The organism is Finegoldia sp. P3-F-LR (assembly GCF_052932165.1).
The window spans coordinates 81,001-107,226 of sequence record NZ_JBRFJE010000002.1 but is presented as its reverse complement, the minus strand read 5'-3'; the positions used below and the strand labels follow the sequence as shown (position 1 = coordinate 107,226).

Annotated in this window: 23 protein-coding genes; 5 read left to right on the top strand and 18 right to left on the bottom strand. The window is 30.8% G+C overall.

What is annotated here, in order from left to right; translation table 11 throughout:
- Positions 1-6: 6 nt before the first annotated feature.
- The 14 genes from ACU68U_RS01565 to ACU68U_RS01500 all read right to left on the bottom strand — a co-directional run bounded on the left by ACU68U_RS01565 (position 7) and on the right by ACU68U_RS01500 (position 16,135).
- The gene (locus ACU68U_RS01565) at positions 7-2,061 is read right to left on the bottom strand and encodes a glutamine synthetase III (protein WP_094207268.1); all 2,055 of its coding nucleotides are present in this window, start codon (positions 2,059-2,061) and stop codon (positions 7-9) included.
- A 114-nt stretch (positions 2,062-2,175) separates the two neighbouring features.
- On the bottom strand, positions 2,176-2,640 hold the full coding sequence (locus ACU68U_RS01560) for a DUF5673 domain-containing protein (RefSeq protein ID WP_094207269.1): 465 nt from the start codon (positions 2,638-2,640) through the stop codon (positions 2,176-2,178).
- Positions 2,640-4,553 carry an ATP-dependent zinc metalloprotease FtsH gene (gene ftsH / locus ACU68U_RS01555; RefSeq protein WP_094207270.1) on the bottom strand — a complete coding sequence of 638 codons (1,914 nt, stop codon included), beginning with the start codon at positions 4,551-4,553 and terminating at the stop codon, positions 2,640-2,642. Before ftsH ends, ACU68U_RS01560 begins: the two co-directional genes overlap by 1 nt.
- Positions 4,553-5,113, bottom strand: coding sequence for a hypoxanthine phosphoribosyltransferase (gene hpt / locus ACU68U_RS01550; protein ID WP_094207271.1), 561 nt, complete (start codon positions 5,111-5,113; stop codon positions 4,553-4,555). The genes ftsH and hpt overlap by 1 nt, the downstream gene beginning before the upstream one ends.
- On the bottom strand, positions 5,103-6,458 hold the full coding sequence (gene tilS / locus ACU68U_RS01545) for a tRNA lysidine(34) synthetase TilS (RefSeq protein ID WP_094207272.1): 1,356 nt from the start codon (positions 6,456-6,458) through the stop codon (positions 5,103-5,105). Before tilS ends, hpt begins: the two co-directional genes overlap by 11 nt.
- 37 nt (positions 6,459-6,495) lie before the next feature.
- Positions 6,496-6,918, bottom strand: coding sequence for a S1 RNA-binding domain-containing protein (locus ACU68U_RS01540; protein WP_094207273.1), 423 nt, complete (start codon positions 6,916-6,918; stop codon positions 6,496-6,498).
- 68 nt (positions 6,919-6,986) lie between these two features.
- Positions 6,987-7,361 carry an FtsB family cell division protein gene (locus tag ACU68U_RS01535; protein ID WP_094207274.1) on the bottom strand — a complete coding sequence of 125 codons (375 nt, stop codon included), beginning with the start codon at positions 7,359-7,361 and terminating at the stop codon, positions 6,987-6,989.
- Position 7,362: 1 nt separating this feature from the next.
- Positions 7,363-7,608: an RNA-binding S4 domain-containing protein gene (locus ACU68U_RS01530; protein ID WP_094203802.1), complete on the bottom strand. Its 246-nt coding sequence runs from the start codon at positions 7,606-7,608 to the stop codon at positions 7,363-7,365.
- On the bottom strand, positions 7,595-8,485 hold the full coding sequence (locus ACU68U_RS01525; protein ID WP_446762581.1) for an HAD family hydrolase: 891 nt from the start codon (positions 8,483-8,485) through the stop codon (positions 7,595-7,597). Before ACU68U_RS01525 ends, ACU68U_RS01530 begins: the two co-directional genes overlap by 14 nt.
- 34 nt (positions 8,486-8,519) lie before the next feature.
- The gene (pyk, locus tag ACU68U_RS01520) at positions 8,520-10,277 is read right to left on the bottom strand and encodes a pyruvate kinase (RefSeq protein ID WP_316529581.1); all 1,758 of its coding nucleotides are present in this window, start codon (positions 10,275-10,277) and stop codon (positions 8,520-8,522) included.
- Between the two features lie 12 nt (positions 10,278-10,289).
- On the bottom strand, positions 10,290-11,249 hold the full coding sequence (gene pfkA / locus ACU68U_RS01515) for a 6-phosphofructokinase (protein WP_094207277.1): 960 nt from the start codon (positions 11,247-11,249) through the stop codon (positions 10,290-10,292).
- Between the two features lie 9 nt (positions 11,250-11,258).
- Positions 11,259-14,744, bottom strand: coding sequence for a DNA polymerase III subunit alpha (locus ACU68U_RS01510; protein ID WP_446762580.1), 3,486 nt, complete (start codon positions 14,742-14,744; stop codon positions 11,259-11,261).
- Between the two features lie 64 nt (positions 14,745-14,808).
- Entirely contained in the window at positions 14,809-15,726 is a 918-nt protein-coding gene (gene whiA, locus ACU68U_RS01505) for a DNA-binding protein WhiA (protein WP_154272784.1), read from the bottom strand.
- A gap of 4 nt (positions 15,727-15,730) precedes the next feature.
- Complete coding sequence (locus ACU68U_RS01500) at positions 15,731-16,135, bottom strand: NUDIX hydrolase (protein WP_002836712.1); 405 nt, start codon at positions 16,133-16,135, stop codon at positions 15,731-15,733.
- Between the two features lie 163 nt (positions 16,136-16,298).
- On the opposite strand from ACU68U_RS01500, the gene ACU68U_RS01495 reads away from it, so the two are divergent.
- From ACU68U_RS01495 to ACU68U_RS01480, 4 genes are all read left to right on the top strand, one after another.
- Positions 16,299-17,378: a 5-bromo-4-chloroindolyl phosphate hydrolysis family protein gene (locus ACU68U_RS01495; protein WP_094208775.1), complete on the top strand. Its 1,080-nt coding sequence runs from the start codon at positions 16,299-16,301 to the stop codon at positions 17,376-17,378.
- Positions 17,378-18,496, top strand: a complete 1,119-nt coding sequence (locus ACU68U_RS01490) for a toxic anion resistance protein (RefSeq protein WP_094223567.1) — start codon at positions 17,378-17,380, stop codon at positions 18,494-18,496. Before ACU68U_RS01495 ends, ACU68U_RS01490 begins: the two co-directional genes overlap by 1 nt.
- A gap of 93 nt (positions 18,497-18,589) precedes the next feature.
- A complete protein-coding gene (locus ACU68U_RS01485; RefSeq protein WP_446762579.1) occupies positions 18,590-19,870 on the top strand; it encodes a DUF1576 domain-containing protein in 1,281 nt (426 codons plus the stop codon).
- Positions 19,863-20,207, top strand: a complete 345-nt coding sequence (locus ACU68U_RS01480; protein ID WP_094207284.1) for a hypothetical protein — start codon at positions 19,863-19,865, stop codon at positions 20,205-20,207. The genes ACU68U_RS01485 and ACU68U_RS01480 overlap by 8 nt, the downstream gene beginning before the upstream one ends.
- Before the next feature lie 53 nt (positions 20,208-20,260).
- On the opposite strand, the gene ACU68U_RS01475 is transcribed toward ACU68U_RS01480, so the two are convergent.
- The 4 genes from ACU68U_RS01475 to ACU68U_RS01460 all read right to left on the bottom strand — a co-directional run bounded on the left by ACU68U_RS01475 (position 20,261) and on the right by ACU68U_RS01460 (position 24,960).
- Positions 20,261-21,196, bottom strand: coding sequence for an ABC transporter permease (locus ACU68U_RS01475; protein WP_094207286.1), 936 nt, complete (start codon positions 21,194-21,196; stop codon positions 20,261-20,263).
- Complete coding sequence (locus tag ACU68U_RS01470) at positions 21,196-22,296, bottom strand: ABC transporter permease (RefSeq protein WP_094207287.1); 1,101 nt, start codon at positions 22,294-22,296, stop codon at positions 21,196-21,198. Before ACU68U_RS01470 ends, ACU68U_RS01475 begins: the two co-directional genes overlap by 1 nt.
- A complete protein-coding gene (locus tag ACU68U_RS01465) occupies positions 22,286-23,818 on the bottom strand; it encodes an ABC transporter ATP-binding protein (protein ID WP_353317185.1) in 1,533 nt (510 codons plus the stop codon). The genes ACU68U_RS01470 and ACU68U_RS01465 overlap by 11 nt, the downstream gene beginning before the upstream one ends.
- A 65-nt stretch (positions 23,819-23,883) precedes the next feature.
- Positions 23,884-24,960, bottom strand: a complete 1,077-nt coding sequence (locus ACU68U_RS01460; RefSeq protein ID WP_154254589.1) for a BMP family lipoprotein — start codon at positions 24,958-24,960, stop codon at positions 23,884-23,886.
- 239 nt (positions 24,961-25,199) lie between these two features.
- On the opposite strand from ACU68U_RS01460, the gene ACU68U_RS01455 reads away from it, so the two are divergent.
- Complete coding sequence (locus tag ACU68U_RS01455; RefSeq protein ID WP_446762578.1) at positions 25,200-26,225, top strand: NAD(P)/FAD-dependent oxidoreductase; 1,026 nt, start codon at positions 25,200-25,202, stop codon at positions 26,223-26,225.
- Position 26,226: the final 1 nt, after the last annotated feature.

Genomic DNA, 26,226 nt, shown 5'->3' with positions numbered 1-26,226 from the left:
CTATAATTATATTAATGATGAATATATGTCTTGAATATCACACAAACTATAATTTTCTTTGTAGACAAATTTTTCAAGACTGTCGTGTATTTCTCTGATTTCTTCAATTAATGGACTAATTTCATATTGAAAATATTTAGCCTTATCGTATTTAGATTCAAAATCAGATTTTTGTATCATTTCTTCCAAATTATTTCTCTTGTCGATGATTTCATTCAAACCATTTTTCAATTTTTCTTGTGTAGAATCCAAACTATTAATGCCACATTTTTCAATTAAATTGCTGTTTTGAATAAGTTGCTTTGAGAAAGCATTAATAACGAATTTATCTAACATATAAATCAAAGTCTTCGCTTCAATTTCATGAGTTGTTATTACATCTTCCAATCCAACATCGTAGATTGCGTGTAATTCTTCCTCACTTAGTATACCACAAAAATCCTTGATAGATTCTTTTGAAATCAAGGAATATAAAGAATCAAAATAATGAACTAAATCCAATAAACCTCTCTTCTTTGCTTCTTCTCTCCAAAGTTCTGTGTAGTTGTCTTGTCTGTACAAAATATGTTTGTGATTTTTCAAAATATTGACAACTTCTGATTTAATAAATTGTTCTATATTCTCATTTTGAGATTTGTATTTTTCATATACTCTTTTAATTGCATTTGCATACATTGTATTTAAAACTATGTTCACATCGCTTGCACTATTTGAAGAGCCTAACATTCTAAATTCAAATTTGTTTCCACTGAAGGCAAATGGACTTGTTCTATTTCTGTCAGTCATATTTGGTGGAATGTAATCAAATCTATTTATCGAAAATTCAGGATAATTTCTGACAATTTCTTCTTCATTCATAAGAGAGTTAAATGTTTCTTCAATATCTTGCCCCAAATCCATAGATATTATTGATGGAGGTGCTTCATCTCCTCCTAATCTATAGTCGTTGGACGTAGTTGAAGATGCGGATCTTAAAAGTGCTTGTGATTTGTCTACAGCTTCTATCAAACATGCTGTGAATATCAAAAACACAAGGTCATTTTCCATATCAGCTTTTGGTGAAAATACATTTCTACCGTGATTAGTAACTAAAGAGTAGTTATTGTGTTTACCGGAACCATTTACACCTTTAAATGGTTTTTCGTGCAATAAGCATACTAAATGATGTTTTCTTGCAGTAGTTTTAAGTATTTCCATAACTAAGTGGTTATCATCTACAGAAATATTTGCGTTTTCAAAAAGAATTGCTACTTCAAATTGATTTGGAGCAACTTCATTGTGTTCAGTCTTAGCGTATATTCCAAGTCTGAATAATTTCTCGTCAAAATCTTTGTAGAATGCTTCAACTCTTTGTGGAATTGAGCCGAAATAATGGTCAGTAAGTTCTTGCGATTTGGGAGCTTGTGCACCTAAAAGAGTTCTTCCTGTATTAATTAAATCAATACGTTGTTTGTAGACATTTTCATCTATAAGGAAAAATTCTTGCTCCAATCCGATTTTGACTTTCATTCTGTAACAGTGCTCATCAGAAATTTCGTTGTAAAGTTTTGTCGCGTAATCTGACAAATAATCCAAGCTTTTAAGTAGTGGCAATTTTTTATCCAGTGTAGTTCCATCATAAGATACAAATACCGATGGTATATACATAATATTATCTACAATAAAGGTGTTAGATGTACAGTCCCAATAAGTATAACCTCTTGCTTCAAACGTAGATCTAATTGATCCTGTAGGAAACGATGAAGCATCTGGTTCTCCTTTAATTAATTCTTTTGCCGAAAATCTATTTATTGGAGTATTATCGTCTCCTCTATCCAAAAATGAATCGTGTTTTTTTGCTGTTAATCCATTTAACGGTTGAAACCAATGACAAAAATGAGTGGCTCCTCTTTCAATCGCCCATTTTTTCATCGCATGCGCAATTATTTCTGCTGTTTCAATATCAAGTAAATCTTCTTTTCTAACTGCGTTTTTCCATTTTTGATAAATCGGAAATGGTAGTGAATCTTTCATTTGTTTTTTATCAAAAGTGTCAATCCCAAAAATTTTATTTGTATCCATAATACCTCCATGTATTAAAATAAAAAAAATTGGCAATCAAAGAAAGCCAATTTATGAAAAACAAAAATAGTGTTTTTTTTATTATATTTAATCACAGTTTTGTTGTCAAGTATTTTATTGTTTTTTCTTATTCTTTTTTATGATTACTTGCATTTCAGAAGCATCACTTGGATTGATCGGAATAAGTTTGTTAGTAGCTTTGGAATTTTTCAAAGTTAGTTCCAAAAATCTCTTATCTTTGGAGTATTTCCATTGTTTGATGTCTTCATATTCAGCCAAAAATCCATTGAAATAAATCCCTTTATCTGTGAATGAGATTTTTTCGAATGTTAAATAAATGAATATTACTCCAAGTAATATATAAATTAATGGGAACCATGTTTTTTGTTGGTAAAGATACAATAATCCCAATATTACAATTGAATATGATGCAACCATCATTAAAACTCTTTTTCTTTGGTTAAAGTTTTTGATGACTCTACCAATATTTTTTTTGACTTTGTATACATTGTACATTTGCTTCAATCCAAAAAGCAAAATCAATATATACATCACATTAATAATATTTTGTGCGCTCATTATTTCTCCTGATTTTCTATATTGTTTTCTATTTCTTCGTCTTTTTTTCTTACATCGACTAATTCTTTTGGTTCATTTTCGTGAATTTTAGTCTTAGTGTATTTGTCAAATATAGCTTCGAATTCTTCTTGTCCAATAGTTTCTTTTTCTAAAAGCCTGTTTGCCAATGCATGTAACAAATCGATGTTTTCATTTAAAATATTTAAAGCTTTGTTGTACGCTTCATCGATTAGTTCTCTCATTTCAGAATCAATTTCATAAGCTATCTTGTCAGAATACTGCTTGTTCTTACCAAGCTCTTCACCTAAAAATACTTCAGAGTCATCTCCACCGTACATCATAGGTCCCAATCTCTTACTCATACCGTATTTTGTTACCATTGCATGTGCGATTTTTGTTGCTCTTTCAATATCGTTACTTGCTCCAGTGGAGATATCGTCAAGCACAACTTCTTCTGCTGCACGTCCACCTAAAAGCGAAATCAATTTGTGTTGCATTTGTCTTTTAGTCATAAATTTCGCATCTTCTTGTGGAAGATATGCCGTAAATCCTCCGGCTCTTCCTCTAGGAATAATTGTAATCATGTGAACTTTGTCATTATCTTCCAAGAATCCGGATACAATCGCATGACCAGATTCGTGATAAGCTGTAAGCACACGTTCTTTTTCTATTACAACTTGTGATTTTTTTTCTGGACCAGCAACAACTTTTATAGATGCTTCTTTGAACACTTCATTTGAAATTTCTGCTTCATTATTTCTTGCTGCAAGAAGTGCTGCTTCATTGCACAAATTTTCCAAATCAGCTGGAGAAAAACCAGTAGTTGTTTTTGCAATATTCTCCAAATCCACATCTGATTCAAGTTTTTTGTTTTTTGTGTGAACCTTTAATATTTCTAATCTCTCTCTAACGTCAGGAAGTCCTACATAAATAGTTCTGTCAAATCTTCCAGGTCTCAATAATGCTTTATCCAAAATATCAGGTCTATTAGTGGCACTCATTACAATTACGCCTTCATTTTTACCAAAACCATCCATTTCAACAAGTAATTGATTCAACGTTTGTTCTCTTTCGTCATGACCTCCGCCAAGTCCTGCTCCTCTTTTTCTACCTACTGCATCTATTTCATCGATGAAAATGATACAAGGAGCATTTTTCTTAGCTTGTTCAAACAAATCACGAACTCTTGATGCACCGACACCAACAAACATTTCGACAAAATCAGAACCAGAAATGCTGAAAAATGGAACCTTTGCTTCACCTGCGACTGCTCTCGATAAATATGTTTTACCAGTTCCTGGAGGTCCCACTAACAAAACTCCTTTAGGAATTCTTGCACCAATGTCTATATACTTAGAAGGATTTTTCAGAAAATCTACGATTTCCATCAATTCTTCTTTTTCTTCTTTTAATCCCGCTACATCAGCAAACACAACCTTTTCTTTTGAATCTTGGTTGAGTTTTGCTTTTGATTTTCCAAAATTCATAGCCTTAGAATTTCCAGAGTTTTGTGTTTGATTCATAAACATAAACCAAATTATTCCAAGCCCGACTATAATTAATATAGTTGGCATTATATCAACATACCATGGTTTGCCAGGATCTTTTTCAGTCTTCAAAACTATCTTGTTTTTTTCAACAGATTCCTTCAGATAATTATTGTAAAAAACTTCCCACATTTCTGATGGCATATACATTCTAAAAGGAGTACCCTTGCTATCTTTTAGAACGCCTTTTATATCATTTCCTCTTGCAACAATTTCTTTAACATTATCTTTCTTGACATTTACAATCATTTCGTTGACAGTAAAATATTTTGTGCTCAATGTATTGTTTTGAGTCATAGTCACGAAAAAAGCTATTAAAATAATTGGAACAAGATAAATCGCTAAACTTTTAGTTACTTTTTTCATTAAATCTCCTTTTCATAAAAAGATTTCTTCAATACGCAAATATCTTCAATATTTCTAAATTGTTGTGCAAAATCCAATCCATAACCAACTATAAATTCATTAGGTACAGTAAAACCTTTGAATTGAACATCTACTTCGTTAGTTCTTCTTTCAGGTTTATCCAAAAGACTCGCTATCTTAACTGATTTTGCTTTTCTATCCATTAAGTTTCGAACCAAGTAACTTAATGTGCGACCACTGTCCACAATATCTTCAACTATAAGGATATTTTTTCCGGCGATATCTTCTTCCAAATCTTTTATGATTCTTACAGTTCCACTCGATTCTGAAGAATGTCCATAACTTGATACTGCCATGAAATCTATTCCAACTTCTAAGTCGATATTCAATGTTAAATTACTCATAAACATCGCTGCGCCTCTTAGAATACCAACTACGATAAGTTCTCCCTTACCTCTGTATTCTTCAGTGATTTCTTTTCCTAATTCTTCAATTCTTTTGTCGATTTCTGATTTTGGTATTAGCACCTTTTCGACTGCATCACATAAATTACTTTTCATAAGTCACCTCTATAACTAAAACTTCTTTGCTGTTAGAATTTTTCATGTACAAATTTGATCTTTTCAACGATAAAATAGCATATACATTTTCTTCATCGCTCAAAATGGGATAATTATCGCGTTCAATTTGTAAAACTTTATTATCAATAAATACATCTTTAATTTTCTTGGTAAATCCCTTTAATTTAATTCTATCTCCATTTTCTCTTCTTCGTAAAACAAGATTATGTGATAGAATTTTAGAATCAAAAACCATTTTATTTCTTGAAGGTTTAATATTAGTATTTTTTGATAGATAACTACTAATTTTAAAATCCCCAAAAATGATTGTCCCAAGTTCAAATTTTACACTTTGACTTTTTTTGTTGTCTACATTTTTCCTAATTATTACTTTATCATAACTTTTGAAAAAACTGTAGTCTTTAAATATATATTCGCTGCCGTTTTTTAAATCAAATAATTCTATAATATCATCTATATAAGCCATTCTAATGTTTTGGTTAGACCCATTTAATTCAATTAAAAGTTTTCTAATTATATTTCTTTGAATAGAGGTTTTTTCGATTTCAAATAATTTTACATCTATAGAATATTCACCATTTCTTTGACTAACTAATTTTTCGAATTTAAGATTAGTAATATCATCAATTATTTCTTTTGAATCTTGTAAAATATTTATAGTCCTATATATCGATTCGTTTATAGAATTATTGAAATTTTCTTGAATATATGGCAACATTTCAAGTCGAATTTTATTTCTTTTGACATCGGCTATGAAATTTGTCTCATCAGTTACATACTCAATATTATTGCTATCTAAATAATTTAGGATTTCTTTTTTTGATACATCTAAAAGTGGCCTTATTACATTTTTGTTTCGATATTGTATTCCACACAATCCATCAATTCCACTTCCCCTAAACAAATGTAAGAAAAAAGTCTCCACTTGATCGTCCAAGTGGTGTGCTACAGCAATCTTATTGAAATTCTCTGTTTCTAAAATTTTGTTGAAACAATTATATCTTAAAATCCTACCACTGTCTTCCAAACTAATAGAATTATCGATGGAAAATTGTTTCATATCTACTTTTTTTGAAAAAAATTGAACATTTTTTTCTTCAGATATTTCCCTTGAAAAATTTTCATCTCGATCGGCAGTAACTCTGTAAGAATGATTAATGTGGCATGTTTTTATCTCAAAATCTAAATCATCTTTTAGTTGGTATAAAACATTGAATAATAATACTGAGTCTGCCCCACCTGATAATCCTATCAAAATTTTGTCGTTTTTTTGTATTAAGTTTTCTCTTATAATAGTATTTTTTATTTTGTGTATCAAATCCATAATAATAAAAAAGCCGCATAAATCTGCGGCGTTACTCCTAATTATACTTTCTTTTCTTCGAAAACTTTTTATTCTCTCTTTGTCTAATGGAATCTAATCTCTCATTACTTTCTTTCATAAACTTAGAAAGTAAATCATCAAAAGTCGATTCTTTGCTAGATTCTTTGTTTGAATTCTTATCATCTTCTGAATAAGTTTTCTTTGAAAATTCTTTTTTGTGTTCTTTTTTCGGAAGACATTCCTTTATTGAAAAGCTAACCTTATTATCTTCAATGCTCATAACTTTACATTTTATTACATCATTAACTTTTAACACATCTTCAACTTTTTCTATGTAGTCATTAGAAATTTGTGAAATATGAACTAATCCTTTAGTTCCGTCTTCGCATTCTACAAATGCCCCAAACTTAGTAATTCCTGTTACTTTTCCTTCAACAATATCGCCCACTGATATAGACATACGCAATATCTTCCTCCTAATATAATACTATATACCAGTATATACTACTAAAAAAACGGTGTCAATAATTATTTATCAGACTTTTTGTCAAAAGTTGGCGACGGTGTAAAATTTGAATCTTTTTTTGGTTTTTCCTTTTCATCCTTAATCAAAACTTCGTTAGGTTTTACCATACCTAATTTTTCTCTGGCATATTTTTCTATCAACTCAGGATTGTCTAAGTTTTTGGAATCTTCAGATAATTTTTTTATTTCTTTTTCAAGTTCATCCTTTTTTGTTTGTTGTTCCAACTTAACATTATTAATGTTTCTGATTTGAATTTGTTGTTTAAAAATTGTAAATAACAACGTAACACAAGCAAAAATAGTTATTGCAGAAACTATTATTCTAAATTTATTAACGTTTTTTCTTCTTTTTCTTATCTGATTATCCCTGGTATTCATTTTAATCTCCTAAAGTTTCAAACATTTTATCTGCATCGTCTTTCTTTGGATTATCTATCAATTCAGTAACCTTTGCCTTTAAAACCGATTGAGCAAAACTTATTTCAATTATATCTCCGACTTTTACGTTGTCTCCAGGTTTAGCGATTTTGTCGTTGATTTTAACTCTTTGGGATTCACAAGCAGTCTTGGCTACAGTTCTTCTTTTAATAATCCTTGAATTTTTTAAAAATTTATCTAATCTCATCTATTTCCTTATTTTCTATTCCTTCTAGTATTAATTTATAATCCATCTCTGATTCTACATTCTTGTATATTATTTTATCATGTTTTTTTATGATTGCAGATTTCATTTTATCATTTCGATATAAACAATAAATATCACAATCATCCACATTATCATTGAAAGATTCTCGATCAATAAAAAACATTGCTTTTACAAATTCTTTTGATTTTCTTCTGATTTTGTAAACGCCATTTTTTTCTTTTTCAAATTTTTCCAATATAATCTTAATATCTTGTAAATTATCGACAATAAAATCAGCTTTGTCTTGTTTAAAATTAAATCTATTCTCTCTTCTGGCAATTACTGTTAATCCTGCATTCTTTGCAGAATCAATACCGTAATCAGAATCTTCAATTGCAATAGCATCTTTGGGACGTACTCCCAAAATCTCACATGTTTTAATGTAAATTTCGGGATTTGGCTTTGATTCTTTAAAATCCTCACCGCTTATTATCGCATCAAATTCATCCTTTATATCTAATTCTTCTAAAACATTGTTAATAGTTTTTTTTGGTGATGAAGATGCTAATGCAATCTTAAAATTTTTTCTTTTTAGTTCTTTTAGTAATGGATAAAATCCATCCATTACTATAGAACTGTAGTTTATTTTATCATCATCGATATATTTTTTCATCAAACTATATACTTCCTCAGGTTTTCTATGAAGTTTTGATTTCAAAAATTCATCGGTTTTTTGTTGACTCAAACCAGCAAGAGAAAACAAATCTTCTTCAGATATTTCGACGTCAAAATCTTGAAGTACTTTTTTGAAAAAATCAATATAAATTACTTCGCTATCAATTATTACGCCATCCATATCAAATATTACAGTATTCATTTTCTACCTCTAAGTTTATTGTACCACATTACCGTTATAAAATCTTGGCTGCTCCGCGATAAACTAACCCAGCTATTGGATCAATAGTCAAAATTTCTTGATCTTTGATTTTACTTACAGCATCTTTACATCCTACAATCGTTGGAATTCCCAAATGCAATCCAACAATTGCAGCAGGTGATGTTAGTCCACCTTCTTCCACAATAATTGCAGAAGCTTTTTGAATATATGGAACGAATTCTCTTTCCAAACTGTACAATACAATTGCATTTCCATCTTCAAATTTAGAAGCCAAATCTTCTACACCTTTGGCAACTCTAGCTTTTGCAGTAACGGATTTTTTACCAATTCCTGTTCCTTCAATCAAAATATCACCAATTGTGTGTACTTTTAATAAATTTGTAGTTCCAGAAACTCCAACCGGAAGGCCTGCTGTGATTATAATTAAATCTCCTTCGTGAACCAAATCTTTTTTGATACCCGCAGAAATTGATCTATCAATTACTTCATCAGTGTTTTCACTCAATTCGCTAAGAACTGGATGAACACCCCAAATTAAAGATAGTTTTCTCATTACACTTTCTGCTGTAGTAGCTGCAACTATTGGTGACAACGGACGATATTTTGAAACATTTCTAGCTGTTGAACCTGAAGTTGTAGCTACTACAATCGCATTTGCTCCCAATTGTTCACTAATACTTCTAGTTGCAATACTTATTGCATTCGTTGTTGTAATGTCCAACCATTTCAACCTTTTATTCGCTGCTTCTTTAAACTCTTCAGAATTTTCAGTATTAATTGCGATATCATTCATAACTTTTACAGCATTTACTGGATAATTTCCTGCTGCAGTCTCTCCAGAAAGCATAACAGCATCGCTACCGTCCAAAATCGCATTCGCTACGTCTGTAACCTCCGCTCTGGTTGGTCTTGGGTTTCTAATCATAGAATCTAACATTTGTGTCGCAGTAATAACTGGTTTTCCAGCTAATGAAGTTTTCTTGATTATTTCTTTTTGAACTATAGGCATAATTTCAGTTTGGATTTCTACACCTAAGTCTCCTCTTGCTACCATAATTCCATCAGAAGTGTTGATAATTTCGTCCAAATTATCCACGCCTTCTTGAGATTCAATTTTAGATATTATTTTTATGTCGTTTCCGTTATTTTCTTCTAATATTTTTCTAATATCTAATACGTCTTGTGATTTTCTGATAAAAGATGCAGCTATATAATCAATTCCATTTTCAATTCCGAATTTTATATCTGAAATATCTTTTTCAGTAATCGCTGGTAATTTTACCTTTGAATTAGGAATATTGACTCCTTTTTTGCTCTTCAAAATACCGTAGTTGTTAACTTTGCAAATCACATCTGTATCTTTTATTTCTACAACTTCTAATTCAACTAATCCATCATCTATCAATACTTTCTTCCCGATATCCAAATCATCTGGAAGTCCTTTGTACCTCACTGAACAGATATTTTGATCTCCAGTTACGTCTCTTGTAGTTAATGTGAATTGATCACCAATTGAAAGTTTAACTTGATCAACTCCAAAATCTCCCAATCTAATTTCGGGACCTTTTGTATCTAACATTATTGCTATTGGCAAATCCAATTCTTCTCGTGCTTGTTTTATGTTTTTTATTCTTTGTAAATGCTCTTCATGACTTCCATGTGAGAAGTTCAATCTACACACGTTCATTCCACTTTGCATCAATGTTTTTAAAGTCTCTAAAGAATCTGATGCTGGACCTATAGTACAGACTATTTTAGTTTTCTTTAACATATTTACTCCTATCTATATTGAAATTTCCTTAGATATTTCGTACAAATCTTCTCTGAAATTTCTTTTTGTTGCTACTGCTTCATCTATTGGAACTGTGATTATCTTATTGTCTTTCATAGCTATTGCTAATCCTGTTTTTTCTTCCATGATTAATTTTACTGCTAAATTTCCCATTTGAGTTGCCATTAATCTATCAAAAGTACAAGGTGTACCTCCACGTTGAACGTGACCTAAAATTGTAACTTTTGTCTCAACTCCTGTTTTTTCTTCAATTATGTCTTTAATATCGTAAGCTCCACCGACTCCTTCAGCAAGCATGATTAAATGATGAAGCTTTCCTCTTTTTCTTCCTCGTTCTATCTTTTCTGTGACTTCATCAATATTTAATTCAACTTCAGGAACTAGGATTGATTCTGCTCCAGATGCAACACCTGAATAAAGAGCAATATCTCCACAATTTCTTCCCATAACTTCAATTATATTTGCTCTACCATGGCTTGAAGATGTATCTCTTAATTTTGATATCGCATCACTTACTGTTTCAACGGCAGTAAAAAATCCAATCGTATAATCAGTATAACCCATATCGTTATCAATTGTACAAGGAATTCCAATCGTAGATATTCCTATTTTGCTTAGTGCACTTGCACCTTTAAATGAACCATCTCCTCCTAAAACGACTAGCCCATCTATTCCGAAATCCTTTAATATTTGTGCGCCTTTGTTTTGACCTTCTTCAGTTTTAAATTCATTACATCTAGCAGAACCCAAAATAGTTCCACCTCTGTGGATAATATCTGCAACTGAAGACACATTCATTTCGTAAATATTTCCATTCATAAGACCATCATATCCAGATCTTATTCCCATTACTCTTATTCCATTGTAAATACAAGTTCTAGCTATAGAACGAATGCAGGCATTCATTCCAGGTGCATCGCCACCACTTGTCAATATTGCTATTGTTTTCATAATTAACCTCTATTTTAAAACTACATTCTCTCTTCCTAATAATGAAACTAATTGATCAATAGTATCATCTTCCACAGAAATTCTAAATTCATTTCCAAGCAAGTAGTTTTGTTTCTTTTCTTCAAAATATATATTTGATTGAGTATTTCCTTTGCTATTGAGTAGTACTGGTTTGACTTTATCCAAGATATAACTTGGCATATTTTTTGTAATTCTTAAAAATAATTTTGGCTGTGTTTCATCTTGTTTTTCAACGTTTGAAATAGTTTTGATACTTTGAATGTTATCTACCAAAATTTTTGGATCTTCTCCTTCAATAATATTCAATCTTCCACTCACAATCAAAATTTCATCTTCATTTAAAATATCTGAATATTGTTCGTACTTTTGTGGAAAAACTATCAATTCCATAGTTCCATACAAATCTTCAAATTTAACAAATTCCATTATCTTTTGATTTTTGGTGAATTTTTTATTGATTGATTCAATTATTCCTACGACTTTAACTCTTTTCCCGTCGAAGTTTTTCTCATTGTAAGCATCATCTTCTAAGTCTCCTGTAGAAAAATTGGAATATTTCTCTATGATGTTTGAGTAAGTTCTTAAAGGATGGTCTGATAAATATATACCCAATACCTCTTTTTCCATTCTCAAAAGTTCTGATTTATCGAACTCTTCTCTTCTAGTAAAATCGTCTCGATCATCGTCATCTTTGGACTCAAACATATCAAACAAATTTGATTGACCAGGTACGTTGTTTTTTAAACCCGATTGAACTGAGTCAATGATAGATTGATATTGAAGCATTAATGTCGCTCTTGTTTCTCCCAGAGATGTAAACGCTCCCGCTTTTATTAATGATTCAATCGATCTTTTATTTATAGCTGATTTATCTTTTGCATAAATTCTTTCCACAAAATCTCTAAAACTTTTGAATTTACCATTTTCATTTCTTGAAATAATTGTTTGCTCTATTAAATTCGTTCCTACATTTTTTATAGCTTTCAATCCATAAATTATAGAATTATCTTTCACGTCAAATTTATCTAAGCTGTAATTGATATCTGGCGCCTCAATTTTTATGTCAAGTCTTCTTGCTTCTTCAATATACAACGAAAGTTGTGAAGTGTTTCCCATAACCGAAGATATAAGCGCTGCTAAGAATTCTACTGGATAATAATATTTTAACCAAGCTGTCCTCATTGCTACTAACGAATAGGCTGCAGAGTGAGATTTGTTGAATGCATACTTTGCAAAGTCTATCATCAAATCGTAGATTTTATTTGCAATATCCTCACCAACTCCTCTTCTAATAGCTCCTTCAATCAAAATATTTCCATCTTCATCTTCTTTTCCAAAGATAAATTCTTTCCTACCATCTTCCATAACTTTCATTTTTTTCTTACTCATAGCACGTCTCAAATTGTCAGCTTCTCCCAAGCTAAATCCCGCGATTTTTTGTACAATTTGCATAACTTGCTCTTGGTAAACAATCGTACCGTAAGTTGGTTTCAAAATATCTTCAAGTAACGGAGATAAATATTCAACATCTTTTTCGTTGTGTTTATTGTGAATGTAAGTCGGAATTTCATTCATTGGACCAGGTCTAAACAAAGCATTTGCAGCAATTAAATCGTCAAATTTAGTTGGCTTTAATTCTTTTAAGAAATTTCTCATGCCTTGTGATTCAAATTGAAATATTCCCAGAGTTTGTGCAACTGTAAACATTGACAAAACTTTAGGATCATTTTCGTCCATATCTTCAAAGCTTACATCTATATTTTTATTTTTTTTGATAAATTTCATGCAATCACTGATTACAGTTAAAGTTCTAAGACCTAAAAAGTCCATCTTCAGCAATCCGAGCTCTTCAAGTTCTGTCATATTGAATTGTGTAATGACAGCATCTTTGTTAATTGCCAACGGAACATATTCCATGATTGGAAGCTTGGAAATAACCACACCAGCTGCGTGAGTTGATGTGTGACGTGGCATTCCTTCAACTCTTCGTGCAACATCGACTAATTTTTTTACATCACGGTTTTCTTCGTAAGCTTTTCTAAATTCCGGAGAAATTTCCAGTGATTTGTCTATATTGATATTCAAAAGATTAGGAACTTTCTTGGCTGTATCATCCACAGTTTTAAAATCCATAGCAAGAACTCTTCCAACATCTCTTATAGCATTTCTAGCTGCCATTGTTCCAAAAGTTACAATCTGAGCAACCTTATCTTCGCCGTACTTATTAACTACGTAATCTATTACTTCTTCTCTTCTTTCATAACAAAAATCTATATCAATATCTGGCATAGAAACACGTTCAGGATTCAAAAATCTTTCGAAAATTAAATTGTAATCCAATGGATTGATATCTGTAATTTCTAAGCAATAACTTATAATACTTCCCGCTGCAGAACCACGTCCAGGTCCAACAGGAATGCCTTGTGATTTTGCAAATCTTATAAAATCCCAGACGATTAAAAAGTAATCAACATATCCCATCTTTTCAATTACAGATAGTTCATATTCACATCTTTCTTTCGCTTCTTCTATTCTGTCATCATTTGCAAATCTTTTTTCTAATCCGTCAAAAACGAGTTTTTTTAGATAGCTACTGTTTGTAAATCCGTCAGGAATCGCAAAATAAGGTAGATGAAGATTACCGAATTCAAGTTCAACATTACACATTTCTGCAATTTTCTTCGTGTTTTCGATTGCTTCAGGATAATCTTTGAACAAATCTCTCATTTGTTCTTCACTTCTCAGAAAAAACTCCCCTGGAATGTAGCTCATTTTATTGTCTTCTTCGATTGTTTTGCCTGTTTGAAGACAAATCAAAATATTGTGTATTTTATAATCTTCTTTTTCAATATAATGAACATCATTAGTACACACAAGTCCGATATCTAATTCCTTAGCGATTTTTGGAATATTTTCCATAACAACCATATCTTCTCGTGAAGAATGGTTTTGTAATTCTAAGTAAAAGTCTTCTCCATAAATATCTTTTAGTTCCTTTGCAACATCTTTTGCCTTATCATATCCATATCTAATTAGAGATTCTTGTACTTCTCCTTTCAAACACGCAGACAAAGCAATGATTCCATCAGAATATTTTCTCAAAGTATCCTTATCCACTCTTGGTTTATAATAAAATCCTTCAACATATCCAAGTGACACAATTTTCATCAAATTAGAATAACCTATTTGATTTTTAGCCAAAAGAACTAAATGATTGTAGAATTTATTTTCTGGATTTTTAATTTTATGATCCTTATTAGTCGTGTAGATTTCACAACCAATAATAGGTTTTATGTTTCTTTTTTTGCATTCCTTATAAAACTTTACTGTTCCAAACATACTACCGTGATCAGTAATAGCGATGGATTTCATTTGCAATTCTTCAACTTTATCTAAAAGTTTTTCTATTGGAGAAAATCCATCTAGTAAACTGTATTCTGTATGAACATGTAAATGCGTAAACGTATCTATCATTTCAAACTCCTTTAGCCTTATTTTATAATAAGTTTGGTTATTTTAAAAGAAAAATTGCTGACAATTATAAATCATCAGCAATTTTTTTAAGTTTATTAAGTCTGTAACTAACTCCAGATTTTGAAATCTTAGGAGTCATCATTTCTCCTAATTCTTTTAATGAAACATCTGGATTTTCTATTCTGGCATAAGCTAATTCCAACAATAGTGGATCTAGCGATTCAAGACCTATCGTGTTATCAATTTTTTCTATTATAAGCTTTTGTTTCAAAGCAGCATCAACCGTTTTATTCAAATTTGCTGTCTCAAAATTAAACCTTCTGTTGACATTATTTTTTATATCTTTGAATGCTCTGATATTTTCAAGTTTTAAAACACTATTATATGCTTTAGCCAAACTCAAAAAATCAGAAATTGCTTCAGCTTCTTTGATATACAAAACATAATTTTCACTTCTCTCAAAAATAGAAGATTTTATTCCAAAACCTTGAAGTAAGCCTTTTACTTGGTTACCAACATTTTCTTGCTTGAAAATCATCTCTAAATGATACATTTTTGATGGGTCATAACAAAAACCCGTCCCTAAAAAAGCCCCTTGTAGGAAACTAATTTTCTTCGTATTGGAATCAATTAATTCTTCATCAATTCCCAAATCAAAGTCAAAAGGGCTAGTTGAAGTGTGCGTATCCTCACAAAATTGTTTTGATATCTTATCATCAATCAATATTTCGTAGATATTTTTCTTACGAAGATTATTGTTGTGAATAACTTTCATATCACATTCATAATTGTAATGTTTTTTTAAATTAGAAAAGATTAATCTTGCAACTGGATTACTTTCTGTTTTTAATGTAATCTTTACACCTAATGAATTGTAATTCAAGGTACCTATTGTCTTAGTAAAAGCTGATAGCATTGCCAAAACATCATAGTCATCAAGATTACTTATTATTTCAGTTTTAATATCAGATGAAAAGCTCATATCTTTACCTTTTTTCTATAAACGATTTAGCTGTTTTTATCATATTTTTTTCTGCGCTGTGACGCACATATCTTAAAGCTTTGTCGAGATTCATAAAATCTCCTTCTGCAAAGCCTTCTTCTCTTTGTGGGATAATATTATTATCTTTCGTTACCATATAAAAATAGTGAACTGTTTTAAGAACTTTCGTGCCATCCATGTGTCTGTATTTATATTTTACATATCCAATATACTTAACAATCTCAGCTCTTAGTCCCGATTCTTCAAAAACTTCTCTAATTGCAGTTTCTTCTAAGCTTTCTCCTTTCTCTACCCTACCTTTAGGAAGAACCCATTCACCACGGAACTTTTTAAGCACAGCAACATTACCATTATTGATAACAACCCCACCTGCACTTATTTCTTCCATATATCCTCCTGTATTTTATTTTGAAAATCTAATACTATTATAAACTGAATTGAAAATATTTAAAAGTCAAAGCGATATTTAAAAATCGATTTGAATTTTTGTAAATAAAATTCATTTAATTTCAACTACTATATATGATACAATAGTAATAGGAAGGTGTGAAATGAAGAAAAACAAATTAGAAGAATATATAGATAACGCTATAAGCGACAATGATTTTTCGAAAGTTGGTGAAATAATAGAAAAATCTATTGATATGGCGTTGGATTTATCAAAAAACGGTTTAAATGTAGTTATGAACACATTTAATCTAAAACCTAAACCAAAACAACAATATCTGGCAAACAAAGACTCTAAATTAGTAACTCAAAAAAAGATTAATCCAAAAAGTTATTTTGCACTAAGAAATATTAGTTATGCTATAGGCGCTATGACTTTATTTGGCTCTGTCTCATCGTTGACCCATAGTTTACCTGATCTGTTTTCTGGTATTATGATAAGTTTGGGATTTGGTGTTGTGGGATTTTTGTCACATATACACGCATCAAAATTACAACGATTTTTACGATACAAAACAGAAATTGGAGACAATAAAATTTTAAGCGTAGAAGATTTTGCATCGGCTGTTAATCTTCCTGTCGAAAAATGTAGTAAGGAACTAATTTATTTCATAAACAAAAGATACTTCCCACAAGCTCGTGTCGTTGAAAATGGTCATTTGTTTTTATTGGACAGGACAAGCTACGATGCATACAAAGCTCATTACTTAGATGAAAGCAAATCAGAAGAAAACCAAAAAGAGATTGAATCTAACAGAGATATTACTAATTATATTACGATAACTGAAAATTTAATCACATCTGTAAAGGATTTTGATTTCAAACAAGATGTCATTAAATTAAAGGATTTGTTAGTGTCGATAAATAATCAAATTCAAAACGAAAATTCTGATGTCAATGGGCTTAATAAATTCGTTGATTATTACACTCCAACTGCTATAAATTTGGTGAAAAATTATATTCAATTTGAAAATGAAAAGAATGATATATTAAGCGTAGAAAAATCAAAAAATGATATTAAAAATGCTATTCAAAATATCAATAAAGCTTTTTCAAAGCTTTTAACAGATTTGTACAGCGATGATATTTTGAATATTAACTCGGAAATCGAAGTTATGAATACTTTGTTGTCACAAGATGGATTGATTGAGAAAAATACTATGTTTAAGAGAGGTGCTGAATAATGGAAGATAAACCTATTAAATTGACCTTGGATGTAGAAGAACCTACACTAAATGAAGTTAAAGAAGATGAAGTTTTTTACCCAGAATTTGAACAAAAAGTTAACCTTACTCCTGAGGAACAAAAAACTGTTGATGAATTTGTTAAACAAATTGATTTATCTAATTCCAACATCGTTTTACAATACGGAGTTGGAGCCCAAAAGAAAATCGCTAGTTTCTCTGAAAAAACTTTAAATTCAGTAAAGACAAAAGATCTTGGAGAAGTTGGTAATCTTTTATCTTCCGTTGTTACAGAATTAAAATCATTTGATGAAACTGAAGATAAAGGTGTGTTTGGTTTTTTCAAAAAAGGTGCAAATAAAATTACTGCTTTGAGAGCAAACTACGAAAAGGCTGAAAAAAATGTAGATGAGATTTCAAAAATTTTAGAAAATCATCAAATTACTTTGATGAAAGATATTTCATTGTTAGACCAAATGTATAAGCTAAATGAGCAATATTTTAAGGAATTAAGCATGTACATTCTTGCTGGACAAAAGAAATTGGATCAAGTAAGAAATGAAGAACTTCCAAATATGCTCAAAGAGGCCGAAAATTCTCCTAATTCTATCACTGCGCAAAAAGCAAATGATTTAAGAGATTTAGCTACTAGATTCGAAAAAAAATTACATGATCTTGAGCTTACGAGAATGGTGAGTTTGCAAATGGCTCCACAAATAAGAATGGTGCAATCTTCTAATGCTGTTATGGTAGAAAAAATCCAATCTACAATAGTGAATACTATTCCTATTTGGAAAAACCAAATGGTTTTATCATTAGGTGTTTACCATAATTCTCAAGCAGCAGAAGCGCAAAAGAAGGTTACAGACTTGACTAATGATTTATTGCGTAAAAACGCTGACACATTGAAGATGAGTACTATAGAAACTGCAAAAGCAACCGAAAGAGGAATTGTTGATGTCGAAACAATTAGACACACTAACGAGCAACTTATCAGTGCATTAGATGAAGTTCGAAACATTCAAATCGAAGGTCACGAAAATAGACTTAAAGCAAAACAAGAATTAATGGCAATGGAACAAGAATTAAAAAACAGACTGTTAAATAAACCTAACTAGAATTTTATGGAGTGATATTTTAATATCGCTCCTTTTTTGTTGAAATTTATACTTCTTTATAATAAAATATACTAAATTATAAATGGAGGTCTTATGAAAGATAAAGAAAAAGTTTTTCACTCAAAGGGAATTTATAAACTTCTTTACACATTAGCTGGATTACTGATGGTAGTGGCGTTTTTATTTAATTCTCCGACAGAAATTTTTAACGGTTTGATAACTATAATTAAAAGTCCCTGTACTTTAATTACTGATTATATGTATTTAGCAAATATTGGAGCGGCATTTTTTAATGCTGGCTTGATTTGTCTATTATCAACTATTTTATCACATAGTTTTAATGTTGTTATTTCTGGTCCAGGAGTTGCAGCTGTTTTCACTATGACTGGATTTGCTTTTTTTGGCAAAAATATTTTCAACACAATTCCAATAACTATTGGAGTGTTGATTTATGCAAAAATAGAAAATACATCAAGAGCATCTGTAATACTTCCAGCGTTATTTGGTAGTGCATTAGGTCCTCTAATTAGCGAAATAGCATTTGACTCAAATTTATCTATTGTACATTCAATTATATTAAGTTATTTAGTTGGAATAAGTTTAGGAATTATTATGGTTCCTTTATCCGGAACTTTTTTGAGATTTCATCAAGGTTATAACTTATACAACATGGGATTTACAGCCGGAATTGTTGGAATGCTTTATGTAGGAATTTTAAGAATGTTTAATGTGACTATAAAATCTGTTAACTTGGTATATCCAGTTAATGATATAAGAATAATAATATTTTTGTATTTGCTTTTTATTTCCATATTTTTGTTAGGATTTATAAAGAATAATTTATCCTTCCATGGATATGAAAATATAATGTACAATTCGGGTAGATTGGCGACGGATTTTATATCGCTTGATGGTTTATATCAAACGATGATTAATATGGGCATTATGGGACTAATTGCGACAAGCTACATCATAATTGTAGGTGGCAAGATAAGTGGACCAATAATAGGAGGAATTTTTACTGTAACAGGTTTTTCTGCATTTGGTAAACACCCTAAAAACACTATCCCTATTTTAATTGGTGTATTCCTAGCTTCTATTTTAAATACAGTTAATCCTCTATCTACATCAAGCCTTTTAGCTGCTTTATTTGGAACGACTCTTGCTCCAATCGCTGGTGAGTTTGGCTTTTTCAGAGGTATTTTAGCAGGATTTTTCCACATGGCTATGGTTCTAAACATAGGAGTAGTTCATGGCGGAGTTAATTTGTACAACAATGGATTTTCAGGAGGATTTGTCGCTGGTATTTTAGTTCCAGTATTTAGTGAAATGGATAATTTCTTAATGAGAGTGAGGTTAAAAAACGATGATTAGTAACGAAGAAAAAAAAGCTAAATTAATTGTATCAGAAATATTAAGTTATTTTTTCATGTACGACACAAAAAGTATCAGAATTGATTCAGAATTTAAAGATGATAAATTGATAATTATTGCCGAAGGAATGCCAACAAAAACACCACAACATCTTGAAGATATGAAAAGACTTATCAATGTAAGAAGATCTCCTCAAATTGAAGATTATTATGCAAATTTATTGGGATGGGAATCAGATTATAATGATATAAATCTACTTGGCTCAATGGTTGACTCTGGAATAATTTCTTACGACGGAAAAATCTTGAGCTTTTATGTAGAGCGTAATTTAATTTAGATTGAATTTTAAAAAGGTAGTGTGAAATTCACACTACCTTTATTTTTGTTCAATTAAAGTGCTATATCATCTTTCAAATAAGGAATTCCATCTGCTGTAGGTGCTTTTGTTTTTCCACCAAATAGTATCAATACAACTAATGTTGCAACATATGGAATCATTGATATTAATTCTGATGGTATTGGTAGATTTGTTCCTCCCAACACAACAGATATTGATTGAGCGAATCCGAAGAATAACGCTGCTAACATAACACCTTGTGGAGTCCATTTTCCGAATATTACTGTAACCAAAGCTATAAAACCTTGTCCAGCAACTAATGCAGGGAAGAATGAAGATACAAGGGAAATAGACATTGTAGCTCCACCTAAACCAGCCATAAATCCTGAGAATAAAACAGCCATGTATCTAACGAAAAATACATTTATATTCAAAGTTTCTGCTGCTTTTGGATGTTCACCAACTGCAATCAATCTCATTCCCCATTTTGTTTTGTACATAAATATATAAATCAAACATACTAAAACAAATACCAAATAAACTGTAGCAGGTAATGAAATTACGTTAGCTAAGAATTTATTTTGAATTCCGTCAAATAATACTGGAATTTTGAATTGTGGTTCAATTGGTTTCGTTTGAGTTGCTCCATCGAAGAATATTCTAGAAACAAATAAAGCAACACCAGGTCCTAAATAATTTATAGCTATTGCGGAAATAGTTTGATCTCCTGCAAATGTGATGGATACAACTGCGTGAATTAATGCAAATACCATACCGCTTAGCCCACCGCACAAAAACGCTAACCAAGGGTTGTGAGTATAATATCCCACAGTGGCTGCAATTAATGCACCTATTGTCATCATACCTTCAAGTCCGATGTTTGTAACTCCAGACTTTTCAGAAATCATACCACCTAATCCAGCGTATAAAATAGGAGTCGCATTGATTAATGTATTACCTATTACTAATCCTAAAAGTACTAAGTTCATTATTTGCCTCCTTTATTTTTAAATCTAGATTTTATTATTCTGAACATCAATGGAATTGCTGTGAACAAAATAATGGTTCCCATTATTATATTAATCATTTCGGTTGGCGCATGCAAAACTCTTTGTACGTTTGCACCGCTGTATTTCAATCCACCAAAAAATAATCCAGAGAAAATACAACCTATTGGGTTATTATTTGCAAGTAAACTTACTGCAAGTCCATCAAATCCAAAGTTCTCCATACTAGATAATGCAGAAATTGTGTATCTGTATCCTAAAACTTGAGTGATTCCGCCAAGTGAACACACTGCACCACTTATTGCCATAGATAATGTCAATTTTTTATTGACATCAATTCCACCGTATTTTGCCGCATCTTGGTTAAGACCTACAGCCTTTAATTCATATCCTAAATTAGTTTTCTTCAAAATATACCATAATAAAATTGCTGCTACAATTGCTAATATCAATCCCAAGTGAATTGGAGCTTTGAAGAAGTTGTCGATTGCTTTTGGTAGCCCTTTTACATTTTGCATCAATGTAATTTTCGCACTTTCTTGAACTTCGTGAGTTCCCATAGAGTTCGGTGCTTTGAATTTTGGATAATTCGCAACCATATTGTTAAAGTAAAAAGCTATCCAGTTAAGCATTATTGTTGATATAACTTCATGTATTCCAAATTTAGCTTTCAAAAATCCAGCTAATGCTCCAAAAGCTGCCCCAGCTAACATTCCAACAATTATTACTACAGGTACATGAATAAATGCTGGTAAGTGAAGATTATATCCTAATAAAAATGCAACCATTGTTCCAACAATGTATTGACCTTCTGCCCCGATGTTGAATAATCCTGTTTTAAATGCAAACGCAACACCAAGTCCTGTGAATATAATTGGAATGGCATTTACAATTGTCCAGCCAACATTTTTCGGTCTTTTAAATATTCCTTCAAGCATTAGCTTGTATGCTTCTAAAGGATTATAACCTGCTAATATTAAAGCCAAAGCTCCAACTAACAGACCTATCAAAATAGATAAAAGCATGAAGAATAGCTTGTTGTACTTTGTGAATATTGAAATTTTTTCATTGTTATTTTTCATCTACAACACCTCCAGCCATTAATCTACCAAGTTCCATTTCATTAGTTTCTTTTGCTGGTTTTTCTCCAACGATTTTGCCATCAAATATTACTGCTATATTATCTGATAAATCCATTATTTCATCTAATTCAAATGAAACTAACAATACTGCTTTGTTTTTGTTTCTTTGATCCACTAAATATTTGTGAATAAATTCTATTGCCCCAACATCCAATCCTCTAGTTGGTTGAGCTGCTATTAACAAATCAGGATCATTGGAAATTTCTCTTGCAATAATTACCTTTTGTTGATTACCACCTGATAAATTCTTTGTTTTTTGATGATAATCATTAGGTCTGATATCGAATTTTTCGATTAATTGTTTTGCATTGTCGTTTATAGCATCAAAATCTAGCTTTAATCCTTTGCTAAAAGGTTTCTTTTTAACATTTTCCAAAATTAAATTGTCGGCTATAGAATAATCCAATATAAGTCCGTGTTTTTGTCTATCTTCTGGTATAGTATTCATTCCTGAATCTATAATATCTCTTGGAGAATGATTAGTGATTTCTTTTCCTTTTAATGTAACTTGTCCAGATTCTATTTTTCTAAGACCAGTGATTGCCTCAATCAATTCCGATTGGCCATTGCCATCTACACCTGCAACGCCAACAATTTCTCCTCTTCTTACTTGAAGATTCAAATTCTTTACAGCATCAATATTTCTGGAATCTTTTACAACCAAATTCTTAATATCTAATACAACTTCGCCTGGCTCTTGGTCTTCTTTTTCAACATTAAATCTTACATCACGACCAACCATTTTTTCTGCTAAAATATTTTCATCGATTTCTTTGACGTTTAACTTATCGATAAATTTTCCACGTCTAATTACTGTACAGTAATCTGCCATTGCTTTAATTTCAGATAATTTATGTGTAATTATTATTATTGATTTTCCTAATTCTGTAAGATTTTTTACAATTTTTATAAAATCATCTATTTCTTGTGGAGTTAAAACCGCTGTTGGTTCATCAAATATCAAAATATCCGCTCCACGATACAAACATTTTAAGATTTCAACTCTTTGTTGCATTCCTACTGAAATATCAGCAACTTTCGCTTCTGGATCAATCATCAAACCGTATTTTTCGGACAATTCTTTTACAGCATCGATGGATTTTTTATTATCCAAAATTCCACCTTTACTTGTTATTTCTTTTCCTAAAACAATATTTTGATAAACAGTAAATGGTTCTATAAGCATAAAGTGTTGATGCACCATTCCTATACCAGTTTGTATTGCTAATTTAGGAGTCATTTGATCAAAAGTTTTTCCTTTTACTGTAACACTTCCAGATGTAGGTTCATACAACCCATAAAGTATATTCATTAGAGTTGTCTTCCCAGCTCCGTTTTCACCTAACAAAGCATGAACCTCTCCTTCATGGAGTGTGAAATTTACATTATCAAGTACTTTATTGCTGCCAAAAGATTTTGATATGTCTTTTAAATCTACAACAATGTTTTTTTCATCGTTCATGTTTTTCCCTTTCATTTTTAAAAACAGTTATAAAAACAGGGATTTTTCAATCCCTGTTCTCAACCTTATTTATCAAATCCGAATTCTGTAAATTCTTTTTCGTTTTGTGGAACTTTGATTTTTCCTTCTTTGATGTCATTCTTTAAGCTTTCTACTTTGTCTTTAACATCTTGTGCTACTAAATCATTTTTAGCATAAGCAATATCTACAGCATCTCCATCTTTTAATGAGTAAGTTACTGTACTTCCACCTTCAAACTTACCGTCTTTAATATCTTTTGAGATTTTTTGTACAGCAACATTTACACCTTTAACTGTAGAAACTAACATGTTTTTAGGAGCATCTTCAGATTGATCTCTATCAACACCGATTACATATTTGTTATTATCAATAGCTGATTGAATAACACCATAACCTGTACCACCTGCAGCGTGGAATATAACATCTACACCTTTTTGGTACATTAAGTTAGCAATTGATTTACCTTTATCTGGTGCAGCATAACTATCAGCATATTGTGATTGGAATTCAATTGGTTGTTTCTTTTGTCTTTCAGCTTCCTTTACTCCAGCTTTGAATCCATATTCAAATCTGTCGATTACATCGCTCTTCATACCACCAACAAAACCAACTTTATTTGTTTTAGTAGTCATACCAGCAATGTATCCAACTAAGAATGAGTTTTCGTTATCTGCAAATAAAACCCCAATCATGTTTGGTCTTTTTTCTACGTTTGCATTGTCGATTATTGCGTATTTTTGGTCAGTGTTTTCTTTTGCTGCAGCATCTGTTGCTTTAAATAATGCATATCCAATTGTAAATATTACATCACTTTCATCATCCAATGCTGTTTCCATATTTGGTGCATAATCATTTTCTTTGTGTGATTCGATATATCTGTAATCCAACCATCCTTCTTTTTTCGCATTTTCAAATCCTTCATAAGCAGATTGGTTGAAAGATTTATCGTTAATTCCACCTTGGTCAGTAACCATAGTTACTTTTACTTGTTCTTTCTTTTCATTAGTATCTGATGATTTTCCATTATCAGATGAATCTTTGCCTGCACCACCACATGCAGTTGCAAAAACCATGCTTAAACAAAGAAATAAAGCAATTATTTTTTTGTAAACTTTTGACATAATGTCCTCCTTAAATTTTTGTGATAACATTTGCTTACAATTAAAAAACTTAATAAAAATTTATCGATTTTCATTTGATAACGTAAACGTTGTTATCGTGTAAATATAGATACCTTCTATACAATATAATCTTAGCAATTATTAACAATATTGTCAAACGAAAAATGAATTTAACATTGCTTTACTTTTCTGGTATGATATATATAATTATAAATAAAAAATGTACTGAAGGAGACAAAATGAAGAATTTAGTTTTGTGCGGCTGTGGTCACGGACATATTTTTGTAATCAAAAATATAAAAGAAAAATATCCAGATATTAAAATAACTGTTATAACAGACAACGAACACCAGTATTATTCTGGTATGTATACCGGTTTTTTGGAAGGAGTATACTCTCATGATGAGATATGCTTTGATGTAAGAAAAGTTTGTGAAAAATACGGAGCAGATTTGATTTTCGATAAAATCATAAAAATCGACGATGAAAATAAAAAAGTCATAGCAAAAAATCACACAGTAGACTACGATTACTTAAGCATTAATTTAGGAGCTACTCAAAAAACTATTGGAACTGGAGAAAATATAATAAATTCCAAACCTATCAATACAATTATTGATTTAAAAGAAAAAATCAAAGACACTGATAAAAATATACTTATATTAGGTGCCGGTGCAAGTGGATTGGAATTAGCTTTTGTTCTCAAAACTATTTATCCTAATAAGAATATATCCATAGTAACAAGAGGCAGCGTAAATATGGAAGGATTCAGTGACAAAGCTAATAAAAAAGCCAGAAAGTTGCTAAAGAAAAAAGGTATAAAAGTTTACGAAAACAAAAATGTATCCTCTATTGAAGAAATTGATATAGATTTTGATAAATTGATAATGTGCATTGGTTCTAGCGGTGTGAATGTTGATTTTGGAAATCTAAATACTACTGATAAAAACTTCTTGATTTCCGATGAATATATGAGAATTTCTGACAAAATATTTGCCGTTGGGGATTGTGTTAGTATCAATAAATACCCTAACCTACCAAAAGCTGGTGTGTATGCTATAAGACAATCGCCTATTTTAATGAAAAATATAGCACACACATTGAACGATGAAGAATTAGAATCTTATGTTCCAGACACTGATCCTATGCAAATTTTATATTGTGGAAATGAAAAAGCGCTATTATACTATAAAGGATTTACGTTGTATTCTCATCTTTCATTCGTACTAAAAAGATATATCGATAAAAAATATATGAAATATTAAA

What these genes read in the sequence shown, in the direction of transcription:
- ACU68U_RS01485 (WP_446762579.1), top strand. Translation starts at nt 18,590, where the DNA reads ATGAAAGATAAAGAAAAAGTTTTTCACTCAAAGGGAATTTATAAACTT.
- ACU68U_RS01540 (WP_094207273.1), bottom strand. Translation starts at nt 6,918, where the DNA reads ATGTCTATATCAGTGGGCGATATTGTTGAAGGAAAAGTAACAGGAATT.
- ACU68U_RS01455 (WP_446762578.1), top strand. Translation starts at nt 25,200, where the DNA reads ATGAAGAATTTAGTTTTGTGCGGCTGTGGTCACGGACATATTTTTGTA.
- hpt (WP_094207271.1), bottom strand. Translation starts at nt 5,113, where the DNA reads ATGAAAAGTAATTTATGTGATGCAGTCGAAAAGGTGCTAATACCAAAA.
- pyk (WP_316529581.1), bottom strand. Translation starts at nt 10,277, where the DNA reads ATGTTAAAGAAAACTAAAATAGTCTGTACTATAGGTCCAGCATCAGAT.
- ACU68U_RS01510 (WP_446762580.1), bottom strand. Translation starts at nt 14,744, where the DNA reads ATGATAGATACGTTTACGCATTTACATGTTCATACAGAATACAGTTTA.
- ACU68U_RS01495 (WP_094208775.1), top strand. Translation starts at nt 16,299, where the DNA reads ATGAAGAAAAACAAATTAGAAGAATATATAGATAACGCTATAAGCGAC.
- whiA (WP_154272784.1), bottom strand. Translation starts at nt 15,726, where the DNA reads ATGAGCTTTTCATCTGATATTAAAACTGAAATAATAAGTAATCTTGAT.
- ACU68U_RS01480 (WP_094207284.1), top strand. Translation starts at nt 19,863, where the DNA reads ATGATTAGTAACGAAGAAAAAAAAGCTAAATTAATTGTATCAGAAATA.
- ACU68U_RS01500 (WP_002836712.1), bottom strand. Translation starts at nt 16,135, where the DNA reads ATGGAAGAAATAAGTGCAGGTGGGGTTGTTATCAATAATGGTAATGTT.
- ACU68U_RS01465 (WP_353317185.1), bottom strand. Translation starts at nt 23,818, where the DNA reads ATGAACGATGAAAAAAACATTGTTGTAGATTTAAAAGACATATCAAAA.
- ACU68U_RS01460 (WP_154254589.1), bottom strand. Translation starts at nt 24,960, where the DNA reads ATGTCAAAAGTTTACAAAAAAATAATTGCTTTATTTCTTTGTTTAAGC.
- ACU68U_RS01525 (WP_446762581.1), bottom strand. Translation starts at nt 8,485, where the DNA reads ATGAATACTGTAATATTTGATATGGATGGCGTAATAATTGATAGCGAA.
- ACU68U_RS01530 (WP_094203802.1), bottom strand. Translation starts at nt 7,608, where the DNA reads ATGAGATTAGATAAATTTTTAAAAAATTCAAGGATTATTAAAAGAAGA.
- ACU68U_RS01490 (WP_094223567.1), top strand. Translation starts at nt 17,378, where the DNA reads ATGGAAGATAAACCTATTAAATTGACCTTGGATGTAGAAGAACCTACA.
- ACU68U_RS01560 (WP_094207269.1), bottom strand. Translation starts at nt 2,640, where the DNA reads ATGAGCGCACAAAATATTATTAATGTGATGTATATATTGATTTTGCTT.
- ftsH (WP_094207270.1), bottom strand. Translation starts at nt 4,553, where the DNA reads ATGAAAAAAGTAACTAAAAGTTTAGCGATTTATCTTGTTCCAATTATT.
- ACU68U_RS01565 (WP_094207268.1), bottom strand. Translation starts at nt 2,061, where the DNA reads ATGGATACAAATAAAATTTTTGGGATTGACACTTTTGATAAAAAACAA.
- tilS (WP_094207272.1), bottom strand. Translation starts at nt 6,458, where the DNA reads ATGGATTTGATACACAAAATAAAAAATACTATTATAAGAGAAAACTTA.
- ACU68U_RS01475 (WP_094207286.1), bottom strand. Translation starts at nt 21,196, where the DNA reads ATGAACTTAGTACTTTTAGGATTAGTAATAGGTAATACATTAATCAAT.
- ACU68U_RS01470 (WP_094207287.1), bottom strand. Translation starts at nt 22,296, where the DNA reads ATGAAAAATAACAATGAAAAAATTTCAATATTCACAAAGTACAACAAG.
- ACU68U_RS01535 (WP_094207274.1), bottom strand. Translation starts at nt 7,361, where the DNA reads ATGAATACCAGGGATAATCAGATAAGAAAAAGAAGAAAAAACGTTAAT.
- pfkA (WP_094207277.1), bottom strand. Translation starts at nt 11,249, where the DNA reads ATGAAAACAATAGCAATATTGACAAGTGGTGGCGATGCACCTGGAATG.